The organism is Komagataeibacter sp. FNDCF1 (genome assembly GCF_021295335.1).
GTDB lineage: Bacteria > Pseudomonadota > Alphaproteobacteria > Acetobacterales > Acetobacteraceae > Komagataeibacter.
In genome coordinates this window covers 392,270-413,559 of record NZ_JAIWOT010000001.1, presented here as the reverse complement: position 1 = coordinate 413,559, position 21,290 = coordinate 392,270, and the positions used below count along the sequence as shown (strand labels likewise).

Here is a 21,290-nt window from a genome sequence, read left to right as displayed (position 1 = left end):
ACCCACCCGTCGGATGATGCTCCGATGATGGTGCTCTCCCTGCCCTATCATGGGTGTCCGCGCCTGCCTACCGTCACGGCCGCCGGTACGCCGTGGCGCAAGACAGATAAATGTGAACGCAGCCCGCCCTGTCCGCCTCGCACGTGGCGCCTGACGGCAGGCGGGGCAGGAATGGATGTCACTCCACCCCCCTTCCCATCGCGACAACACAGGCCGCCGCCGTGCGGCTGATACCGTCCAGACAGGCGAGTACGTCCAGCAGCCTGCCATTGCCGGGATCGGCCCGTTCCATGCGCGCCAGCCGCCCGCGCGCGGCGCGCACCATGGCAATGCCACGCGGGCTGACGGGCCTGTAGCGCGCAAGCGCACGCAGCAGCGCGGTTATGACATCCGATACCGCATCACGCCGCTCCCGCCTGAACTGGCGCAGCAGCAGGATATTAAGCCCGATGGAAGAAAACATGAGCATAAGCCGGATGCCGCCTACCGCCGCATGGTCACCCGCCTGCGCCGCGTGCCGCACCATGCGACCGATCCGGTCCACGCTGGTCCCGATCCACCACTGTGGCGAAGGCGGCAGCGGCATAACGCACAGCCGCCGCAGTTCACCACGGATATACACACCAAAACGCAGCCGCTCATCACGCGCGCGAAAAGGCAGGACAAGGCGGAACACCAGCACGCTCAACCCCACCGCCAGCACCGTATGCAGCGCGGTGTTGAGGAACAGCACCTCATCCACCCGGCTCTGGTTGCCGGGCATGAGCAGGTTGGGCATGAGCAGCCCGTACGCGGCCGCCGCCCCCGCCGTGCCCCGGTTGCATTTGGCCAGACCACCCACGAACAGGAATATGCCCAGCACGAAGGCGAATTCTTCATAATCACTCAGATAAGGCAGGACACCAAGGTCAAGAAAGCCCGCCGCCACGGCGGACCACACGGCACCCGACAGGAAACGCGTGGTTCCCACCACCGGGTTCTCCCGCGTGGCGAACAGGCCGCAGACAAGTGTGGTAATGGCAATGAAACCCATGCCACCGGGCCAGGCCGTGACCTCGTACACCAGGGCCGCGAGCATGATGGCAATGGCCCCGCGCAGGCCATTATGGAACGCCAGCCGGATATCGCGGTGCCCACCCAGATGAAAGCGGAAGCGGTCATGCGCCGGCGGGGTGCAGATGGCGTGACAATGCGCCAGCGCATCCTCCAGGTCATCCATGGCGGCCGCCAGCACGCCATGGGTGATGCGCGCCATCTCCTGCCCGCCGGTCCCGGCCCGCCGCGCGAACAGCGTGCGCAGGTGCACGACCTGATCATTCATGCCTTCCAGCGCGCCTTCGGCCAGCCGGGCGACGGCCAGCCGGTCACACAGGTGCAGCAGCTGGCCCCGCGTGTCGGCCAGCGCCCCGTCATCGGCCAGCATGGCCCGTTCCGCCCCGCCGGACAGGCCGACAAGACGGGTGACGAGAATGGACACATCCGCCAGCACGGCGCGGGCATGATCGCCGGCTCGTACCTGCCGCCCCATCTCGATGGCCGGGAATTCCAGACCCTGATGGACCGAAACCAGCATGTCAGAGAATTCACCGGCATGGACCAGCGTGTCACGCTCATGCAGCACGATTTCACGCAGCAGGACGGCCAGGTGACGCAGGACGCCTTCCACCTGCCCCACCATGGTCGCCTGCGCACGCGTGGAGAGGTTGCGCGTGAACAGCATGGCGATCGCGGCCTCGCACACGACCCCCAGCACGATGTAGGTCGCGCGCGAGATGCCGATAAAGAACACGTTATCGGGGGCCGACGCCGCAGCAACCGCAATGATGGAGCACGTGTAGCCCGACAGCACGAACGCATAGGAACGGAAGTTCAGGCAGAAGGTGGCCAGAAAGCTGCACAGCCCGATCCATGTCGCCACGGCAGGAAAAAACAGCCAGGACTGCTGCGGAAAGGCGCCGATGAACACCACCGCCGCCACCGCCCCCGCCAGCGTGCCCACGATGCGCCACCGCGCCTTGGACATGCTCTCCCCCCGGCGTACCTGGGCCACCGACCAGACCGTGGCCACCGCCCATTGCGGGCTGTCCAGTTCCATCCACAGCGCGATGGCCAGCGCGATGAGGGATGCCAGCGTGTTACGTAGCGCAAACCCCACCGCCTGTGGCGCAGGGCAGAACAGCCAGCGCAGCATGGCCACGCCCGCCATGGGGGCGGGCACAAAGCGGGAAATATCCATATACTCCTGTCCGTCGTGTCGGCATGGCGGACATGGTCCGCGCCCGCAGGGGGCGTGATCTGTCGTTCCGGGCGTAGTGACGGGCGGATCAGGTGCTGCTGTGTTCCCTGCGTTCATACGGGCGGTAGCGGGGCCGCCACATGGCAGCGGCAAGGGCGGCTTCGACATCCGTGTCAGACATGGCCGGGGCCACACCTTCCGCCTGTCCCTGCCGGATCACGGCGCAGGCCACCGCCATGGCGACGGTGCGCAGCCCGGACACGGGCGGCAGCAGTGGTGCGTCCACCCCACCCTGCGCCCCGCCCGCGGGGGAAAGACCGGCCAGCGCACGGGCCGCGGCAAGGAACATGCCATCAGTCATGCGCGTAATGCCACCGGCCACGACCGCAAGCCCCACGCCGGGGAAGACATAGGAATTGTTGATCTGGTCCACCGGGCGCGGGCGGCCCGCATGGGTCACCGGCGTGAACGGACCGCCCGTGCCGATGATGGCGCGGCCATCGGTCCATTCCAGCAGGTCGGCAGGCGTGGCCTCGATATTGGCCGTAGGATTCGACAGGGCGAAGATGACTGGCCGGGTCACGTGCTGCGCCATGGATTCCACGATCTGGCGCGTGAACGCCCCGCCCTGCCCCGATGTGCCGATCAGCGTGGTGGGCCGCACATGCGCCACCACTTCGGCCAGCGTGACATGCGCCCCATCCGCCACCTGCCAGCCCGCCGCGATGTCGGCGGGCCGGGCAAAGGGGCGCTGCCCCTCGGTCATCTTGTCCATGCCATGGCGGACAAGACCATCGACATCGACCATGAAGAACCGCCTGCGGGCATCCGCCGCCGTCATGCCCGCGTCCACCATCATCATCCGGGCCAGCAGGTCGGCAATGCCGCAACCCGCGCCGCCCGCGCCAAAGATGACAATGCGCTGTTCCGCCAGCGGCGCGGCCCCGGCCCGGATCGCGGCCAGCAGCGCACCCGCAGCCACGCCGGCGGTGCCCTGTATGTCATCGTTATAGGTACACATCCCATCGCGGTAGCGCCGCAGGATGCGCAGGGCATCGGCGCCGGGCAGATCCTCCCAATGCAGGGCGATGGCAGGCCAGCGGGCGGCCACGGCGGTGACGAATTCCGCAATGAAGGCATCATATTCCACGCCACGCACGCGCCTGTGCCGCCAGCCGATATATTCGGGGTCGGCCAGCAGGGCTTCGTTATCCGTGCCCACGTCCAGCAGCACGGGCAGCGCGTATGCAGGGTCCAGTCCACCACAGGCCGTGTAGAGCGACAGCTTGCCAATGGGGATGCCCATGCCGTTGGCCCCCTGGTCCCCTATGCCCAGGATGCTGCCGCCGTCGCTCGCCACGATCACGCGCACGTCATCCCATTGCGGGCTGGCCAGGATTTCGGCAATGCGCCCCCGGTCCGTGAAGTTCAGGAACAGACCGCGCGGGCGGGTCCAGATATGGCTGAACTGCTGGCAGGCCCGACCGATGGCGGGCGTGTAGATGATGGGCAGCCATTTCTCGAGCCCCTGCTCGACAATGGCATAGAAAAGGGTTTCATTCCGGTCCTGGATTTCGCGCAGCGCAATGTGTCGCGCAAAATTGTCCGGCAGGGCCGCCAGTCGTGCGCAGGCCAGTTCAACCTGCCCGGCCAGCGTCTCGACATGGGCCGGCAGCAGGCCATGCAGTCCGAACAGGTCACGTTCGCGCCTGTCGAATGCATTCCCTTTGTTCAGCACGGGATTATCCAGCAGTTCCCTGCCATGCAGGGCCGTGCAAAGGGGCACATGACCCGGGGAATATGCTGTATCCGACATCAGGAACCCGACATTGTAATAACTTCAGAGAACACGCAGGATACGTATTCGCACATATTCGTGTAGAGCATGTGGCTGCACGCCAACCGTACGCCCCACGCAATCATGGACTGCCGCCCGCATGCCCAACGAGATCAGTGACCTGAAGTTCTTCTGCATCCTTGCGGCAGCGGGCAGCATTGCGGGCTGCGCGCGTGCCATGGGCCTGTCCCCCGCCGCCATGAGCCGACGGCTAAGCGCGATGGAAGCCCGGCTGGGCACCCGGCTTGTCACCCGCACGTCACGCCATTTCGCGCTGACGGCGGAAGGCCAGCGCCTGCATGAACGCGCCGTGCGCATCATGCACGATGTGGAGGAAGCCGAAGCCGAACTGACCGCCCGCGCCGACAGCCCGCACGGGCTGCTGCGCGTGGGGGTTCCGTCCGAAATCGGACGCAAGATGCTGGCCGGGGTCGTCGCCACGTTTGTGGAACAGTACCCGGACGTGACCGTGCACCTGACCCTGTCCGATGCCGGGCTGGATGTGATTGACGACGGGCTGGACATCGCCATCCGCCCCGGCATGCCATCGGACCAGGAAGTCATGACCACCAGCCTGCTCAACAGCCGCCGCGTGGTCTGTGCCTCACCGGAATACAGCGCGCGCAGGGGCCTGCCCGCCACCCCGCATGACCTGCTCAAGCATGACTGCATCTGCCTGATCCGCCGCCAGCGCATATTCAATGAATGGGTGTATTTTGACGGCAAGACCCGCAAGGAAATCCATATCATCCCCCGGCTGGCCACATCCAGCAGCGAAGTGGTGCATGACTGGGCGGTCAGCGGGCGTGGCATTGCGCTGAAAGTGCTGTGGGACATTGCCGATGACCTGAAATGCGGCCGGCTGATCGAATGTCTCAGCACCTATACATGGGAGGATGTGACGCTGTACGCCGTCTTTCCCTCCCGCACGCATCTGCCGCCGCGCACGCGCTTCTTCCTTGACTTCGTACGCCGGGAACTGCGCCGTAACTATTTTGACGTGTAAGCGGGCCACACGGGGCCGGCGGGCCGGGCACGGCGCATCCCCCTGCCACCGCCATCCGGCCTGCCGGGCGCATCGCGGCTGACAGGCGGGGAGGAAGAACCCGCCATACTCATCGTGTCCGATAATGGCGGATGCCGTTCCCCCGTGCGCGGGGCTATGCCTCGGGCGGCTGGCCGGGCAGCCAGACCGTGCAGCAGGTGCCTTCCCCCGGTGTGCTGGTTATGTCCAGCCGGCCACCATGGCGGTCAACGATATGGCGCACGATGGCCAGCCCAAGCCCCGTGCCCTGATCGCCGGTGTTGCGCCCGCCCGCCTGGGTTACACGGTAGAACCGTTCCGTCAGGCGCGGCAGGTGCCTGGATTCGATGCCCGGCCCGTTATCGCGCACGGACAGAAGCAGGCCGCCCGTTTCCAGCCAGCGTGCCCCGATCTCGATACAGGCCACGGCAGGGGGCTGTGGCCTGCCGTAACGCAGGGCGTTCTCGCACAGATTGACCAGGACCTGCAGGATCTGGTCCGCATCACCCCGCAACGTGCCTGGCGGGGCGGGCTGGACAACCAGTGCCGCGCGTTCCTCCGCCGGCTTGCCCTGCAGTTCATCCCTGAAACGGCCAAGCAGGTCGGCCACCACCATCTGTCCCTGCGGGCGCTGGTGCTCAAGCATCTGCACCCGCGACAGATAGAGCAGCCTGTCAATCAGGCGCTGCATACGGCCTGCCTGCCGCGCCATGATGCCAAGGAATTTCTGCCGCGCCACTGCATCATGCGCAGCGGGGCCCTGCAATGTCTCGATAAAGCCGATCAGGGCGGCAAGCGGTGTGCGCAGTTCGTGGCTGGCATGGGCTACAAAGTCACTGCGCGCGCGATCCAGCGCGTCGCGTGCCGTGGCGTCCAGCAGCACGACCACGCAGGCAGGCTGCCCGTGCCACGGCGCCGCCTTTACAAAAGCCTGTACCACGCGCCTTACCGGCACGTCCGCCTCGATCCGGACATCGGTAACACTGCCGGGCTGCAGTTCGCTTACGGCGCGCTGCAGGGCGGGATGGCGGATCATGGTGCCCAGCCCTTCGGCAAATTCGCCCTGTGCGCGGGCGCCGGCATGCAGCAGGCGACCATTACGCGCCAGCACAAGCAGCGCCACCGGCAGGTCATCCACCCTGACCGAATCCTCATCCGCGCCAGCCATGGGGTCGGCTGCCGCGCGCGCGACGGGGTAATAGGGCAGCCGCTGCGCCACCCTGTGCCGGTTCAGGACAGACCACGTACCCAGCATGCCCACGACCACGCCAACCACAAGCAGAACAAGCGCCGTCACACCATTCCCCCATCCCTGACCTGCCGCACGGCCTGCCACGGGCGATACCATGATGTCGGAATGACGGAAAGGAGAATGATTTTTGAAATAATATTACAATTTGTGCGGCGCAAAATTAATATAATTATGTATGATTTGACTTTTTGATAATTTTACCCCATCACTCGCAGTCATAAAAAACAAGAACAATGGTTGGAAAAATCATGATCAGCCCGGTCCCGCCCGTCGTGGCGCCTGTCGTCTTTTCCCGTTCCGTCCGGCTGGCCGCTCCCCGCTGAGAACACGGCCCCCATCCCGCCGGCATCCATGCCGCGTATTCATGCCCCGCCACTGGCGACCGGGCCACGAGAAAACCGACAGACATGACCAGACAGACCCGGCATGCCCATCACGGGCGTGCGCGCCATATGCTTTCCCACACCTGCAGATGGCTGCTGGCCACGGGCATGGCCACCACGCCACTGCACGTGGCGCACGCGCAGATTACCCCCACGGGGGCGGTGCCTTCGCTCGTTTCGGTCAATGCGGTACCGGCCATACCCGCGCCACCCGCATCACAGATCAGCCTCAACACGCTTGATGCCGAACATCTTGGCCCCACGCCCGAAGCGATCCGCCGTCCGCCCAACACGCCCATTCCGCCCAGCGGGGTGCCTGTGTACCCATCGGCGGGGCTTGCGACAATAAGTGTCGGCCCGGTCAGCAGCCCCGGTGACAGCAGGGCATTCCACAAGATCGAACTTGATGCCCTGACCCGCCACGAAGGCCCGTCGGGCCTGCTGCCCGCATGGGTGGATGCACAGCATGATTCCGACCTGGAAGACCCGTACTACGTGCCGACCGCCGGGAGCGGGCACCTGGTGCCGCAGCTCACCCCCCTGCGCGACAGGCTGCGTGACCATGGGGTGAGCTTTGCCTTTACCTACAAGGGCGAGGCCATGGGCGTGATCAATGGCGGGGTGGAACGTGGCATGAGCTACGTGCACGAACTGACCGCACAGGTGAACTTCGACCTGGAAAAGATGGCCGGCATGAAGGGCTGGTCCGTCCATACGCTGGTGATGGAACGCGCAGGCCACGCCGTAAGTCATGACCGCGTGGGGGAATATTACGTCAACCTGCAGGAAGTCTATGGCCTGTCGGGCAATGTGGTGGCGCATCTGGTGGATTTCTATGCCGAGAAGAAACTGCTCGACAACCGGCTGGACATCACCTTTGGCCGCATGGCGCTGACGCATGTGTTCGCAACATCGCCCCTGCTGTGTTCGTTCATGGTCACGTGCTCGGCCCCCGTGGCGCTCAAGCTCGACCCCGGCTTCAGCGTGTATCCAAAGGCCACATGGGGCAGCCGCATCCGCATGCGCCCCACGCGTGACACCGCCATCCAGCTTGGCGCCTATTCGGTCAGCGCCCTGTCCGACAACCCCAGCGGCTGGGCATGGGGGGCGGAGAAAGCCACCGGTCTCATGCTGCCTGTCGAGTTCACGTGGCAGCCGTTCCTGACCCGCAACCGCCTGCCGGGCCATTATGTGCTGGGCTACGCACATGACACGACACGCTACCCCGACCAGATCGGCATCGGCCTGCCCGCCGCCCTGACCACCGCCGCGGGCCACCGGCGTTCGGCCCCGATGGACATGTTCTGGTTCGAAGGTGATCAGATGGTCTACCGCCGGGGCGGGCGCAACCAGATGGCGGGCGGTTACCTGATGGCGGGCTACATCCACAACACCCCGCATGTGACCTCGATTTCGGATCAGGCCTATGGTGGCCTGTCCTTTGCCGGGGTCATTCCATCGCGCGTGACGGACCGGGTGGGCATCATGTATTCATGGTACCATGTCAGCCACCGCAAAGAGGAAGGGCAGATCCTGCGTTATGAGGCCGGTTATTCGCTGGGCACCGCGGTGCGCGCACCGCAGACGGACTCCCACATCATAGAAGCCTATTACGCGATCGACGCCCTGCCGGGCATGCTGGTGCAGCCCGAGTTCGAATACATGATCCGTCCGGGTGAGACAAAGCACATCCCCAACGCGGCGCTGGTGGGGCTGAAGATTATCGCCAATCTCTGATTCCCGCCGTAATATTCCACAAAACGCATAACAGCCCTGCATGATGGCTCATGCAGGGTTTTTCTCGCATTCGCCAAAAATGAGAATGCGAATTTGTTGCATTTATGTGACAGCCATGAATATCCGTTCCGATGTCAGTTGCGATTAATTATCAAAATATGTATCGCAATATTCTGCAATTAAGAGGCTGTTGCAACAATGACGAACAAGATCATCCGCCCCAGACTACGACCCTTCTCCCTGCTTGGCGCCAGCATGGCGCTTGCCTGCGCCGCCACGGGCGCGCAGGCGGCGCAGGACCCTTCCGCCCCCGCCCGGAAAACCGACGGCGCGGCCCAAAGCGTCAGGGCATCGGACAAAGCCCCGGCAAGGGACACGGATACGGCCGCGCCGGATGTGTACAACCATTCATCCGACACCTCGCACGACACGACCCTTGTCACGGCCTCACCGATGAACGTGCTGCATGAATCCATCGGCCTGAGCCGCATGCCGCAGGATGCCATGCACACGCCGCAGAACGTGAACGTGGTGCCGCAGATCCTGATGCAGCATTATACAAAACGTATATAAAACATATACTTACTAAGACAACTTTCTAAGTTTCCGGGGAACGGATAGACGGTTTGAATGCAAAATATCCCTGTACTTTTGCCATCCAACGCCTATAATCACCCCGCTGCGACGGGCCATCTCCAATTGGTGATCCGGGCGAAATGGCCGTCGCAGCACCGCATTTCTAGAGGCCCTCGGGTCGCGGCGGGTGGAAGCCCCGCACCAGTTTCAGGTTCCAGATGCTGTGGCAGCGTGGATGGACATGCCGCGCCCCTAATGAGGTCAGCCCGATGCGCTTGGGAAACGTGACATTTAGGATGCGAAAGCAACGTGCGAATATCGGGTGAGCCCGACGCCGTAGCCGGTATCAAGCCCGGCCCGCAGCAATCTGGCACAGAACGGCAGGGCCTTCGGGTTCCTGCCGTTTTCGTCTGCAAGGAATGAACATGACACAGACCCTTCTTACGCCCAGCCCGGTCTACAAGCCCTTCCGCTACCCGTGGGCGTTCGAGGCATGGAAAACCCAGCAGTCCCTGCACTGGCTGCCCGAGGAAATCCCCCTTGGGGATGACGTGAAGGGCTGGAATAACAACCTGTCCGAGACAGAAAAATATCTAGTCACGCAGATTTTCCGCCTGTTCACCCAGCAGGATACCGAGGTCGAGAACGCCTATATCGACCTGTATATGCCCCGCTTCAAGCCGACCGAAGTGCGGATGATGCTGTCGGCGTTCACGAACATGGAATCGATCCATCAGGCGGCTTATAGTCACCTACTGGATACCATCGGCATGCCGGAAACCGAGTATGCCGCCTTCCTTGAATACGAGGAAATGGCCGCGAAGCATGAGTTTTTGCAGCGGTTCAACATGGATGACCACCACAATACGGCGCTGTCCATGGCCGTGTTCGCCGGGTTCACAGAGGGGCTACAGTTGTTCGCGTCCTTCGCCATGCTACTGAACTTCCCCCGCCACAACCGGATGAAGGGCATGGGGCAGGTCGTGACATGGTCCGTGCGTGACGAGAGTCTGCACGTCGAGAGCATCACGCGCCTGTTCAAGACCTACATGCAGGAGTTCGGCCACCAGATCGACAAGCCCGCTGTGGCCGACGCGATCCATCTGGCCTGCCGTGAAATTGTGGAGAACGAGGACCGGTTTATCGACCTGGCCTTCCGCATGGGGCCGGTGAAGGGTCTGACGGCAGCCGAGGTCAAGCAGTATATCCGCTTCATTGCCAACCGGCGTCTGATCGGTCTGGAACTAGCCCCGATCTATGACGTGCCCAGCAATCCCCTGCCGTGGATTGACGAAATGATGAACGCGGTGGAACACGCCAACTTCTTTGAGAACCGGGCGACGGAGTATAGCCGCGGGGCTACTCAGGGGACTTGGGATGAGGCGTTCGTGTGAGGTGACCGGGGATTTCCGGTCACCCCTTCCGGCACCCTCTCCGCAAACAGAACAACCGGTGTAGCCAGCGCCAGATCATCGCCGCGCGCCTACGAACGGCACGTCAGGCTCATGCCTGACACACTCGCCAGCGGTCCAGGTATCAATCAGCGCCTGCACCCTCCCCCGCAGGGCCTCACGATCAGCGATCAGGCGCTTGGCCTCGGCGTGCCGGGCGTCATCGTTTTGCGCGAACATGGATGCCTCATAGCCAATCTGCCTGCCCATCTCCACGTCAGGCATGGATGACAGGGGCGCATAGGACACTGGCAGGCTTATCGTCTGGCCGCGCGTTCGACTTGCATCGCCCTGAATGCCGAAGGTAGGTGCTGTCGTAATCGCGCCCACGCTGAACTGACCACCCTGCGCGAACTGTCCGGAGAGTTGCAGCGTCACATCGCCCGCAATCGTGCCCACCACCGGGTCGTCCCGGCCCTGACTGCACTGTGCCGAACGGACGGCGCGGACGAACAGCACGTCCTGATCCTCGGTCCAATCGCCCGCGTGCGATACCGATACCACCCCGGCCTGTGCCAGACTGGACTGGATGCTTGCCATGGCCTGCGGGATAGTGGTTGCAACGCGGTCTGGGTGGACAGCGCATCCCGACAGACCAACCATGCAAGCGAACAGGAATGCCGCGCAGTCGCCCCGGTTCATGCCGCACCCCGCAGGTATGCGTCGTTGGCCGCAACCAGCGCATCCCAGTCATAACCATCCGGATACAGGCCACCCGGCGCGTGCAGTTGGCCCCACGCCAGACCATGCGCCTCCATGATGCGGGACCGAACCCATCGCCATGTTGCCTTCTGCTTGCTTCCCCAAGTCAGAAGCGTGACCAAATCCGTGTCAGCCGTGCCAGCGTAGTCCCAAAGAAGTAGGCAGTGGGCGCCCGCGCTGCCCGGCGTCGTGTCGCCATGCCCAATAGGCGTTTGCGTATCCCATACAGGCGCGAGGTTCCCATCTTCATCTTCCCACATATCGGACTGGGCAAGCTGCACGCCCAGATAGGCGGCAGACAGGCCCGCGGCGATGTTGCGGACCCCGTTCAGGTCGCCCGGATCGGCGCTGCCCCAGATCGGATAAAGCGTCTGGTCAGCCAGCGCATAGCCATCACGCAGGGCGGTCGTCAGAACGTCCACCTCCACGCCGCCGTTGTCCGTGGTGGGGTTGCCGGGCACATACCCGGTGGAAAGGGAATAGAACCGCACAGCGGCGTCAGTCGTGATGCCACTGACATCAAAACCAGCCAGTGCGCCGGTGGCATGTAGGTGATTACCGATCCCGGCGGAAGTGCAATCCCCCAGAGTGTCATTGCCGAGCATTGCCGGGTGTGGGTCGATATGGTCGCGGATCAGGCGTGGCGGAGCCTGCCGGGCGCAGAAGCCCCGCATGACGGACAGATGCGGCTGGCCGGGCCGGTGTTCAGCCGGGCGGCAGCCAAGCTTGCGATTGATCATGGCTGGATGTTCTCAAAAATTGTTACAAAAATGCACTGGCCCTTGGGAATGTTTTCAGATCGGCAATCCCTGTATGTCGAGCAGCCTGAAAGAAAAATGGCCGCCAGAAGCAGGCACCCGAGGAAGCGTTTTGTCATGGTGTATTCCAATAAAAAAGGCGGCTCCGAAGAACCGCCTTGTGGTTATGCAATCTGCCTGTGTGGCACGGGGCGAAGCTCTATAGGCTCCACACTAATCCCCCGCTTGCGCAGGAAGATGCATCGGGTCTGTTCGACACCCTTCTTGCGCCCGATCCGCGTCCGAATGCGCAGGATACAGTCATTCCGCGACCACCTTGCCTGTGCGTCATTCGGCCTGTGAGACAGGGCGCGTTCCCATCCTTCACAATTTTCTATCCAGATCAGGAGTTCCTCGTCTTCCGGGCAATGGCCACTGACGGTATCCTCCTGCGCTACGTTGCCGCTGGCTCCGGGGATTTCGCGAAAGGGGCAGTTACTGACCCTCCCTTGACAGCCTTCTCCATTGGGATAGGACGCTGGCCCAACTGGATGAAGTCATTGTGCATGCGGATAATGGCCTTTCCCTGCCCCTCCATAAAGGGAATAGCGATGGTGTAGGGGAACAGCCACGTTCCTGTGCGGGCGCAGCGTAACAGTGGTGTGCCCATCTTATTGGCCAAGGCACGCAGGGCATTGCTGACCTTGAGGACAACCTTACCACGCCCCTTCTGCACGCACCCATACTGGTCAAGCCATTCCTTCGCCGTCTTGTCTGTCACGGCTGATGCGCCCGCCTGGTGGGTGATCCGGACATTTTGCAGAATAGGCGTCAGTTCGTTTTTCAGTTCAGCACGGATTTCGGCCATGATCTCGCGGTGCATCTTACCGAGGCCGGACTTGACGATGCCGCCGACCTGTTGGGCAGTCAGATGAGCGCCCGATGCAATGGCCTTGCCGAAGAAGTGGTTGAACAGGACATCAGCGCATTCAGTCTGGTAATCGATGACTTTGGCACGGGTTTCCTCGTTCTTGATCTGATTGGGATTGACGGTTGCAAGCCAAAAATTAAGGCGGTTCAGAGGCATAAAGAGATGCTGACGTTCCTGATCGTCTCCCGGCATCTGCACCCCCTGAATGGAGGGGGCAGATGAAAGAATAGGATGCGACTGGATTTTTTCCCTCTGCCTTTCCCATTTCAGCCCCATCCCTTCAACAACGGGCTTCATCGCAACAAGTGCGGTTTCGGGACGATCTCCGGGGATCGCGATAAGGTTTGAACCGTGGAAGTCGATTGTCGTGATCTGCTGGGTCATGCCACGCTTCCCTTAGCTTCTTCCGCTTCTTCAAATGCACGCATAGCAGAGTCCGCCATCGCCGCCGCGATCCTCATGGCATCTTCTGTTTTGATTCCGGAAATCTTCGCCATTTCAGCGATGGCAAACGCTGCGCCTTCAACTGGACCGTGGAGATCAAGGGGCCTTCTTCCCTGAGCATGACATGAAAGGCCAATACGATGCCCAATCTGGACATAAGTATCTATCGTAAGAACGCTGTCGCGCAGGTTCTGAATGACTGGACTATAGTTTTTTGAAGTGCTACGTTTCTGCATAGCTGTATTCCTTATTCAGCGTGAGAGGCATCAGGGGAAGTCGCCAAACCGGACCCTGATGCCTTTTCTGTTTGCGCTGCGTGCGATAGCCAGAACAGGACTTCAGCGTTCTGGCTCCTGTGATTTCTCTCTGCGGATGCTTTCACCCACTCTTTAAGTTGCTTCGGCAAGCGTAACCGCATGTGGTCTTGTTCCATATCTCCCTCTCATAAATGACGCGAAATGCGTCATGCCTCTTTTGTGTGCCAAATAGCGTCATTGAGGTCAAGCGCAAAATGCGTCATTCTTGCGTCATGTCCGACGATGCACATTTCCGCCTGCGGATTCCTCGCCATTTGAAAGAGTGGGTCGAAGAAAAGGCGAAGGCCAATAACCGATCGATCAATGCGGAAATTCTTTCCTGCATTGAATTGGCGAAGAGTGGAATGGTTCTGCATGAAGATAAGGCAAGAGCGCGGTTAGATACGCTCATCGAAGAAGCCATTCGACCATTTTACGCCAAAGTTGATAGTGATTTGGCTGCAATGAAAACCGATCTCCAGGACTTTTTATCTTCCAAACGGAAAGATTAGCATCTGATTTCGAAGCCATCCGCCGCCTGATCGCGAAGGGGCTTGAGGCCGACAAGTCTGAAGTTTGACGAGAATCGTCCCTGTCAGGCAGATAGCCGCATCATCAATCTGAAATCTTGAAATGAACGCGGCAGAGAAACAGATACATAATGAGCGCGTTAAGCTGAGAGCGAATGCGCTGAACACGGGGGCGACATCGGCTGTAACGGTTGGTGTATTGGCACCTATCGCAACAACGCTATATAACGTAAGTGGCCACGAGCCGATTCGGTCCGTGGTCATACTCGGTATGATCCTGTACCTCCTCGCGGCCACATGGCTGCACAGGCTGGCACAGGACGTGTTAGGAGGCTTGGTAAAATGACGTTCATGGAGCTTATCGCTTTCGTCGTCATGCCTATCGTTCTGGCAGTCGGCGGAACCATCCTCGCCAAAATGCCCATCAGAAATTGAGGAACATGAAAAATCGTAGATTTAGCCCCGTCCCTTAAATGGGGCGGGGTTTCTTTATTGGGATTGAGAGTTACCGTTCCAGCTAAGGCGCAGGAGGCCCAAGCGTGTCGTCAATCTGGCGTTCGCGCCGGGCCTTGGCCCATGCGGCGATACCGAACGCCAGCACCTGCGAGAACGCCGCGCCGGTCAGGAACAGGCCCAGACCGGCGAGTGCATGAATGGTCATGGCGCGTTACTGTCTTCATCGCGGGCAACCGAAAGGCGGCGCAGGCCGTCGCGCAGGACGCGGTTATCGCTGGCGAGGAATGGCAGGCCGTGACGGTCGTATCCGATATCAACGTCAGGATCGAAATTGGCTTCGCGCAGGATGTCCTTGCGGTCCAGATAGAAGCGCTTCTTCTTCGATCCGTGGAAGCCATGGGCAAGCAGTCCCGGCACCACGCCGATATCCTGTCGCACGGCGCGGTCACAGGCCGCCGCGAAGTGCCGCAAGCGTCGGGCGCAGGCTGGCGACGTATAGGCATCGGACGTGTCCAGCTTGCCCGCAAACGCCATAGCGGCGATGTAATCAGCCGCACCGGTCACAAGCCAGTCAGGCAGGCCGCCAAAATCGGTCCACACATCCAGCCGGAAGGCCCATGCATACCCATAGTGCTGTCGCCAGTCGCGCTTGCGATTGGGGTCAAGCAGCCACTGGGCACTCGACTGGCCTGCGCCGTAGTCCTCATCCGTGACGATGATATCCCCCGCTTCCCATGCGGCACAGAACGAACGGTCCATCTGCCGACCATTCTCATCGCAGATCGGGTTTTCGTCCGGTCCAAGGTCCACGGAGTAGGACCATGGCTGGCCAACGCGATGCACCTGGAGCATGTCCAGCGTGGCAAGCGCCCAATCCTGCCGCTGGAAGAACACGTCCGCATCAATCACCGCCAGGTATTTCGCATCAGGCGGCAGGCGCGAGACGCCATAGCGGATCAGTCCTTCCTTGAGCCAGTTTTCCTGCCGGTTATCCCCGCGTATCTGGAACAGGCGGACTCCGGCAAGGGACGGGTCATTCGGATCAAGGAAGAAATCGCGTTCGCCCATAACATGCTCAACCAGCGTAAGGGTTACGCCAGATGCCTGCATATGCGTGATGAACTTGCGCAGAAGGCGTTCACGCGAACGCCAGCGCCGGTTGTTGTTGAATACCGATACAACGTGAAGCTGCGAGGGGTGCATTGCGAGGTTCTCGATAGGAATGCATGGGTGGGGCGACTTGTTCCGAGCCGCCCCCTAATGGACAGGTTAGCCCTGCGAAGCCGCGAAGATGGCGATCTTGCCGATGGCCGCGTCCGGATCGGCAGGAGATACGGAGCGCAGGCGCGGGCCGGACACATCCACCATGGCCTTGAGCAGATCAATCAGCGTCTCCGCTGCCCCTGCTGCCGTCTTGGCGTCGGACACCATGCTGCTGGACAGGTTCGCCGCCGTGCCGGTAATGACCGCGATGATCAGTGTGTCCACCTTCTCCACATCGGTAATGATGCTGTCGAACGCCGTCTTGACACTGGCGCTGTTATAACTGACGGACGTGCTGGATCCTGCGGCTGACTGGAACGCGGTCAGGGCGGACTTGAGCGAGGCAATGACCGTGTTGGCCAGCGCCAGATTGGCCGTGCCCATGGCCGATGCCACGAACGAAACATTGATGGCCGTGCTGGCGAAGGACAGGATGGCGTTGCCGTAATCCACGACCTCGGCCACGTTCAGGGTGATGGTAGTGGTTGTGCCCTTCTTGGTGGTCGTGCAGGCCGCCAACAGGCCAGCCGCCAGCGTTCCGGCCCCGGCGCGCAGCAGGGACCGGCGGGAGATGTTCTGGTTCATGGTGTATTCCTTTTCGATTAATCAGGAAGCGGACTTACCCGGCACGGGCGGCGCTTCAGGCTGACCCTTTTTGTTCAGGACAGGAATGCCTGCCGCCTCTACGGCCTGCTTGGCAGCGGGCTTGTCGGCCAGTGGCACGCGCACGCCCGACTGCCCCGGTTTGAAGTGGTTTTCCGCCCAGCCGATGTTCAGGCCGATGGTGGTCATGATCTGGTAGGCCACGGCCCACCGGCTATGCGCAGAAGGTGGCGGGATCAGCGCGGATGCCGCCGAGCAGGCGAACACGAACACGGCGGCATAAAGCGTGTACTGTTCCGGCACCTTATTAAGCAGCAGCAGGACAAAAGCCCCGATGCCGCCGAACTTCGCGGCTGTGTTCATTTGTCGTCTCCATCAAGGGCCTGATTGATCTGTTCCGTGCTGAGATGCCCCGGCCCGTTTTCCATGGTGGCGATGCCCTCGATCAACCCCAGCATGGTGGCCGGATCGTGCAGGTCCAGCACGGCATCGGCCTGCACGCCCATCTGGCGGCACAGGCCGGCGATATAGGCGCTGGTCACGTTCTCGGTGGCAGGCGCATAGACCGAGATGATGGAGGCAACCGTGGTCAGTCCGCGCTCGGCATAGCGCAGCAACTGGTCACGCAGGGCGCGGATGCCGTCTGCCATGGTCGGAAAAGCCGCAAAGCGCGGTTCTGCCACGCCGGTTTCCAGATGCGCGCCCGCCTGACCCACAAAATCAAGGTTGCCCGGATTGTTGTTGCGGATGCCGCGGGGAATGTATGCGCTCATGACGCATACCCGAATGCGCGTTTGCAGAACGACCACGCGGCATCGCCAATCTGCCCCCAGCCCAGCAGGCCGGTGGCCAGCACGATGAAGGTCATGGTGACCCATGAGGTCAGCTTCAGGCCGCCCTCGATGCGCGCCAGCCTGCCTGATATTTCGTTGTTACGCTCGGTGGCGGTGTCGGTCATGTCGTCCACGCGCTCCATGATCTCGCGCCGGGTCTGGGCGGCGTTGTCGGATACGGATTGCGTCAGGTCGCGCCTGAGGTTGGCAAACTGCTGGGACAGCGTGCTCAGCCCGTCGCGCAGGTTGTCATGGCCGCCCTCGACCTTGGCCAGCCGCTCACGCACGCGGGCCAGATCCTCGATCGTGGCGCAGCGCTGGGGCATGACCGGGCCGCCCTGGGTCAGTGTGGTGGTTTCGCTCATTCGTCTTCTCATGAAAAAACCGCCTCACGGGCGGTCTGGCAGGCGCGGATCGTGGGGGCGGTCAGGTTGTGGCAGCCGCCGCGCCGACGGTGATGGCAAGAGCTGCCGGGTTGGTCAGGCCGCCACTGTTTGTGGCGCTGATGGTGACGCTGCCCGCCGCCTTCGGCGTGTAGGTCACGGTCTGGGCGGTCTTTACGCCCGCGCCGAATGTGACCGTGGCGGATGAGAATGTGCCGCCCGCGCCACCATCGGAAAGCGTCACCGCCGTTGCCGTGTCCGGGCCGTAATTGTCTGGCGTCAGGGTCAGCGTCAGGGCAGTTCCCGCCGTTGCCGTGGATGGCCCGGTGAGCGCATACCCCGTGGAGGGTACCGGATAGAGGCTTCCGGCCGGGTATTTGCCCGCCGCGTCCAGTACGTAGGCCAGGCCCGTCCCGGCTCCGGTCGCCTGCTCCGCCGTCATCTGCATGGCGGCAATGACATAGCCGACCGCCTGCCACCCGGATGCGGTCGTCCGGTACAGGATATAATTCTGGATGGTGTCAGATGTGGACATGGCGCGGCCTCATTCGGTCGGGATGAAGAAGTAGGACAGTTTGGCGCGCTGGCTGACCCAGCCCGACGTGGCGGTGTTGGCCGTATACCGAAGGGTGATGGTATGCGTGCCCGCGCCCACCAGTTGCGGCACGTCCTCATGCGTGGCGCTGCGTACGTTGTCGTCATACACGCTGGTGCCGTCCAGGATCAGGTTGACATCCGATCCCGTATTTGAGGAACTGCCATTGCTGGGCTGTGCGCTGAACGGGTAAACGCCAGCCGACATCATCAGCAGCCCGCCGGATGTGCATGTGAATGTCAGGGTCAGGTTCGTGACCTGATTGGCGGAAGGCGTCCACACATCCCACGTTTGGCCGTACTGCACACCACCCTTCGGGACATAGCCGGAGAGATCGTTATAGGTGGCCAGCCCGATGACCTGCTGGTTGTCGCTGGCGTCGTTGTAGAAGACCTGCGGGCGCGCACCGCCGACGAAAGTCAGGTTGTAGGTCATGCCCAGAACCTGCCCCGGCCCCGTACCGTTGGCCCACACGCCGGATACAAGCTGGGCATCGGCGTTCGCGCGTGCCGTGGCCTCAGCACTAATGGCGCTAGCTCGCGCTGCCTGTTCGGCCGTCACGTCGGAATACAGGGCCAGAGCGCCTCCCGAGTACTGGTTGCCGCTATCGTCCTGATAGAAATACTGTGGCCGCTGCGCACTGATCAGGTAGGTCAGGCCAAGCACCTGATAGGAGGTCGTTCCTTTTGCCCAGATACCGGAAACAAGACCGGACTCTACGCCTTCGGCACGCTCGGTCTCGCTTGTAACATCCGAATACAGGGCCAGAGCGCCTCCCGAGTACTGGTTGCCGCTATCGTCCTGATAGAAATACTGTGGCCGCTGCGCACTGATCAGGTAGGTCAGGCCAAGCACCTGATACGCAGTCGTTCCTTTTGCCCAGATACCGGAAACAAGACCGGACTCTACGCCTTCGGCGCGGGCCTGTTCAGTGGCTACGCTGGTACCAACAAACGCTTCAGTGGCATAGCCTGATAGAATGGCAGTAAGGAGCCACGATTTCAGATCATCCACGGTATCGCTATCCGTGCAGTCCTGCCCATTGTCAGCAATTATTTTTCCGAGAACGGCAGAAAAAATACTGGTCTGTCGCAAGACCTTATTGACATAGGAAGAATACGCCAGACCCGCCACAAAACCTAAAGCAAGCGCACCCTCTGATCCAATGAGGGACTGGTATTCAGTATCTGTTACAACATTGGCGCTGCCGCCAGAGGCGAAGGCAGAAAAGGAACTGGTAGCCATTGGCATCTCACGATACGAAATTGTAGGAAACGGATATTCCAGCCGGTTTCAGGGGGAGGTATCCCTCTTGGATTATGGATTTTATGACCGTTGAAACATTGCCGGTGATGGTAAATGCAACTGATCGCGCCCCCTCTATTCCAGAGATGGTAACGTCTATGCCATCGGTTATTGTCTCAAGAATTTCTATGGCCGCCGGAAAGGTTCCGTCCCACATATTGCACAGGATTTTAGCGCGTATAAACAACCTGTATAAGTCATCATCAAGGGACGTGACGACATTGAGTGCATCCCCTACTTCCCACCAGATGCCTTGGTCAAATCCGACGCCATCCTTATCAAATGAGAAATAGACATTTACCGGCAGTTTAATCAGGCGGGATGCCCCAACCCACAGCCCTACGGCGTTAAGCTGCGTGCCTACGGCATTATCCAGATCATAGTAGCTATAGGCATTTTCAGCCACATTGATCTGATCGACAAACGCCTGCACGGATGCCTCGACTGTGGCGACGAATTTGGTCGCTCCGGCATGCTCGCTGGTAATCAGTTCTGTGAAATCGGACAGTTCAGCCATCAGTCAGCACTCGCCACAATCGTTACATCATCACTTGTGCATAGCGGCATTTCGTAAAACCCAAGTTCTATGTTCGCAGTGGACAGCGCGCCGCCATTAACCGCCAAGGTAATGGACGTTATATCGTATGTATCCCCACCGTCGTCACTATCCAGCGTGGCTGGTTTGTATAGCCTTGTTGTATAGATGGTGCTACCGATGGACAGACCAGAAATATAATCGGACACAGCCTCAGAAATAAGGGTGCCGATTGCATCGGTATATCCGGTCAGAGCGGTCAGTCCGATCTTGACCGTAATCGTGCCGTCATCAGGTCTGTAGAAATTGATTGTGCGCTGGGTGCCTGAGCTGTCTGTAACCAGTTCTGACGTATTGCCAACGGTTCCCACGCCCATGGATTTCTTGTTTGCAATGACGGTCGCGATATCGGAAGCGTCTCCGCCCTCAACCACTATGGCAATATAACCTGCTGGTATGCCGTTGCTGTCCGTAGCGTCCGTGTCATTCTCATATCCGGTCGCAGCGGATACCCCTGTCAGTTCCTTGATGGATCCGATCAGACCATCCATGATCGAATAGGATGGCGTCATCGTGCTGGATGCCTGGCGCTTCCTGAGTGCCGCGTCGGTTTCGATTGCAACGCCGGGAGATGAGGCCGTTGTGTTCGTAACGCTGGTCCATCCCCGTGTTGGCGTGTTGATCGTGGTCAACGTTCCCGCTGCTACAGTGATAGCGCCTTCCGTCTCGCACGTAGCCGTTACCGTGATCTTGCCGCCGTCCGGGATCGTCACGCTGGACGGTAAATCCCACGTATAATCATACGTGCTGTCTTTCACGCTGCCGCCTGAAATTATGGTCCCAACAGCGCCCGACACGATCACATCGCAGGTTGAATAGGATGCAGTATTGCGGGCGATACCATTGATCTTCACCACCGATGACAGCCCGGTTCCTTGCGCTGTCGAGGGGGAGAACGAGTTAAACGTCGCGATCATGGCGTTGTTGGATGCGTTTATTGCCTGCGCGATGATCCCCAGCCATTGGCCGTCCTGCGTGGAATTATCCAGCGACACATCCGACCCGTAAATCCCCCAGAAGGCATCTTTGAGCCATGTCAGGATAGAGGAATAATCAGGGGCCGTGATACCGGATGCGCTTACCGAACAGGCCAGATCGGATACGGAAGAAACTGATGCCAT

The 21,290-nt window shown here is 61.0% G+C and carries 23 protein-coding genes and 1 pseudogene; 6 read left to right on the top strand and 18 right to left on the bottom strand.

Translation table 11 applies throughout. The features are described 5' to 3' along the window. Positions 1–178 precede the first annotated feature (178 nt). Together LDL32_RS01935 and LDL32_RS01930 are read right to left on the bottom strand one after the other, a co-directional pair. Positions 179–2,236, bottom strand: a complete 2,058-nt coding sequence (locus tag LDL32_RS01935; RefSeq protein ID WP_233064171.1) for an FUSC family protein — start codon at positions 2,234–2,236, stop codon at positions 179–181. An 88-nt stretch (positions 2,237–2,324) separates the two neighbouring features. Beyond that, positions 2,325–4,052 carry an NAD-dependent malic enzyme gene (locus LDL32_RS01930; RefSeq protein WP_233064170.1) on the bottom strand — a complete coding sequence of 576 codons (1,728 nt, stop codon included), beginning with the start codon at positions 4,050–4,052 and terminating at the stop codon, positions 2,325–2,327. A gap of 121 nt (positions 4,053–4,173) precedes the next feature. Here LDL32_RS01930 and LDL32_RS01925 point away from each other — a divergent pair, with 121 nt between their 5' ends. Continuing rightward, positions 4,174–5,079 (top strand): LysR family transcriptional regulator, encoded by a 906-nt coding sequence (locus tag LDL32_RS01925; RefSeq protein WP_233064169.1) that lies wholly within the window; start codon positions 4,174–4,176, stop codon positions 5,077–5,079. 154 nt (positions 5,080–5,233) lie between these two features. Here the strand turns inward: LDL32_RS01925 and LDL32_RS01920 are convergent, their stop codons facing one another. After that, positions 5,234–6,394: an ATP-binding protein gene (locus LDL32_RS01920; protein ID WP_233064168.1), complete on the bottom strand. Its 1,161-nt coding sequence runs from the start codon at positions 6,392–6,394 to the stop codon at positions 5,234–5,236. Between the two features lie 362 nt (positions 6,395–6,756). Here LDL32_RS01920 and LDL32_RS01915 point away from each other — a divergent pair, with 362 nt between their 5' ends. From LDL32_RS01915 to LDL32_RS01905, 3 genes and pseudogenes are all read left to right on the top strand, one after another. After that, a complete protein-coding gene (locus tag LDL32_RS01915) occupies positions 6,757–8,469 on the top strand; it encodes a carbohydrate porin (RefSeq protein WP_233064167.1) in 1,713 nt (570 codons plus the stop codon). Positions 8,470–8,667: 198 nt separating this feature from the next. Beyond that, positions 8,668–9,021, top strand: a pseudogene (locus LDL32_RS01910) (TonB-dependent siderophore receptor); the annotation flags it as partial. Positions 9,022–9,470: 449 nt separating this feature from the next. Continuing rightward, positions 9,471–10,439: a ribonucleotide-diphosphate reductase subunit beta gene (locus LDL32_RS01905; protein ID WP_233064165.1), complete on the top strand. Its 969-nt coding sequence runs from the start codon at positions 9,471–9,473 to the stop codon at positions 10,437–10,439. A 75-nt stretch (positions 10,440–10,514) separates the two neighbouring features. Here LDL32_RS01905 and LDL32_RS01900 read toward each other — a convergent pair whose 3' ends face one another. Further along, entirely contained in the window at positions 10,515–11,138 is a 624-nt protein-coding gene (locus LDL32_RS01900) for a hypothetical protein (protein ID WP_233064164.1), read from the bottom strand. Beyond that, a complete protein-coding gene (locus LDL32_RS01895; protein ID WP_233064163.1) occupies positions 11,135–11,938 on the bottom strand; it encodes a hypothetical protein in 804 nt (267 codons plus the stop codon). Before LDL32_RS01895 ends, LDL32_RS01900 begins: the two co-directional genes overlap by 4 nt. On the opposite strand from LDL32_RS01895, the gene LDL32_RS01890 reads away from it, so the two are divergent. Next, positions 11,822–12,298, top strand: coding sequence for a hypothetical protein (locus tag LDL32_RS01890; protein WP_233069002.1), 477 nt, complete (start codon positions 11,822–11,824; stop codon positions 12,296–12,298). The genes LDL32_RS01895 and LDL32_RS01890 overlap by 117 nt on opposite strands. Positions 12,299–12,389: 91 nt before the next feature. Here LDL32_RS01890 and LDL32_RS01885 read toward each other — a convergent pair whose 3' ends face one another. Genes LDL32_RS01885 through LDL32_RS17965 form a run of 3 tightly spaced genes read right to left on the bottom strand, consistent with a single transcriptional unit; the run spans position 12,390 to position 13,728 of the window. After that, complete coding sequence (locus tag LDL32_RS01885; protein WP_233064162.1) at positions 12,390–13,250, bottom strand: phage antirepressor N-terminal domain-containing protein; 861 nt, start codon at positions 13,248–13,250, stop codon at positions 12,390–12,392. Next, positions 13,247–13,546 carry a hypothetical protein gene (locus tag LDL32_RS01880; RefSeq protein ID WP_233064161.1) on the bottom strand — a complete coding sequence of 100 codons (300 nt, stop codon included), beginning with the start codon at positions 13,544–13,546 and terminating at the stop codon, positions 13,247–13,249. The genes LDL32_RS01885 and LDL32_RS01880 overlap by 4 nt, the downstream gene beginning before the upstream one ends. Before the next feature lie 11 nt (positions 13,547–13,557). Further along, complete coding sequence (locus tag LDL32_RS17965; RefSeq protein ID WP_370636732.1) at positions 13,558–13,728, bottom strand: Arc family DNA-binding protein; 171 nt, start codon at positions 13,726–13,728, stop codon at positions 13,558–13,560. 111 nt (positions 13,729–13,839) lie between these two features. Here LDL32_RS17965 and LDL32_RS01875 point away from each other — a divergent pair, with 111 nt between their 5' ends. Beyond that, positions 13,840–14,118, top strand: coding sequence for an Arc family DNA-binding protein (locus tag LDL32_RS01875; RefSeq protein ID WP_233064160.1), 279 nt, complete (start codon positions 13,840–13,842; stop codon positions 14,116–14,118). 535 nt (positions 14,119–14,653) lie between these two features. On the opposite strand, the gene LDL32_RS01870 is transcribed toward LDL32_RS01875, so the two are convergent. The 10 genes from LDL32_RS01870 to LDL32_RS01825 all read right to left on the bottom strand — a co-directional run bounded on the left by LDL32_RS01870 (position 14,654) and on the right by LDL32_RS01825 (position 21,290). Continuing rightward, positions 14,654–14,797: a hypothetical protein gene (locus tag LDL32_RS01870; RefSeq protein WP_233064159.1), complete on the bottom strand. Its 144-nt coding sequence runs from the start codon at positions 14,795–14,797 to the stop codon at positions 14,654–14,656. Then, on the bottom strand, positions 14,794–15,795 hold the full coding sequence (locus LDL32_RS01865; RefSeq protein WP_233064158.1) for a hypothetical protein: 1,002 nt from the start codon (positions 15,793–15,795) through the stop codon (positions 14,794–14,796). Before LDL32_RS01865 ends, LDL32_RS01870 begins: the two co-directional genes overlap by 4 nt. A gap of 66 nt (positions 15,796–15,861) precedes the next feature. Further along, the gene (locus LDL32_RS01860; protein WP_233064157.1) at positions 15,862–16,440 is read right to left on the bottom strand and encodes a hypothetical protein; all 579 of its coding nucleotides are present in this window, start codon (positions 16,438–16,440) and stop codon (positions 15,862–15,864) included. Positions 16,441–16,461: 21 nt separating this feature from the next. Further along, the gene (locus LDL32_RS01855) at positions 16,462–16,821 is read right to left on the bottom strand and encodes a hypothetical protein (protein WP_233064156.1); all 360 of its coding nucleotides are present in this window, start codon (positions 16,819–16,821) and stop codon (positions 16,462–16,464) included. Then, positions 16,818–17,231 carry a structural protein gene (locus tag LDL32_RS01850; RefSeq protein WP_233064155.1) on the bottom strand — a complete coding sequence of 138 codons (414 nt, stop codon included), beginning with the start codon at positions 17,229–17,231 and terminating at the stop codon, positions 16,818–16,820. Before LDL32_RS01850 ends, LDL32_RS01855 begins: the two co-directional genes overlap by 4 nt. Continuing rightward, positions 17,228–17,656, bottom strand: a complete 429-nt coding sequence (locus LDL32_RS01845; RefSeq protein ID WP_233064154.1) for a hypothetical protein — start codon at positions 17,654–17,656, stop codon at positions 17,228–17,230. The genes LDL32_RS01850 and LDL32_RS01845 overlap by 4 nt, the downstream gene beginning before the upstream one ends. Positions 17,657–17,717: 61 nt before the next feature. Beyond that, positions 17,718–18,209: a hypothetical protein gene (locus LDL32_RS01840; protein ID WP_233064152.1), complete on the bottom strand. Its 492-nt coding sequence runs from the start codon at positions 18,207–18,209 to the stop codon at positions 17,718–17,720. 9 nt (positions 18,210–18,218) lie between these two features. Beyond that, the gene (locus tag LDL32_RS01835) at positions 18,219–19,283 is read right to left on the bottom strand and encodes a hypothetical protein (RefSeq protein ID WP_233064151.1); all 1,065 of its coding nucleotides are present in this window, start codon (positions 19,281–19,283) and stop codon (positions 18,219–18,221) included. Between the two features lie 238 nt (positions 19,284–19,521). After that, positions 19,522–20,091, bottom strand: a complete 570-nt coding sequence (locus LDL32_RS01830; RefSeq protein WP_233064150.1) for a DUF2612 domain-containing protein — start codon at positions 20,089–20,091, stop codon at positions 19,522–19,524. Then, positions 20,091–21,290, bottom strand: coding sequence for a baseplate J/gp47 family protein (locus tag LDL32_RS01825; protein WP_233064149.1), 1,200 nt, complete (start codon positions 21,288–21,290; stop codon positions 20,091–20,093). Before LDL32_RS01825 ends, LDL32_RS01830 begins: the two co-directional genes overlap by 1 nt.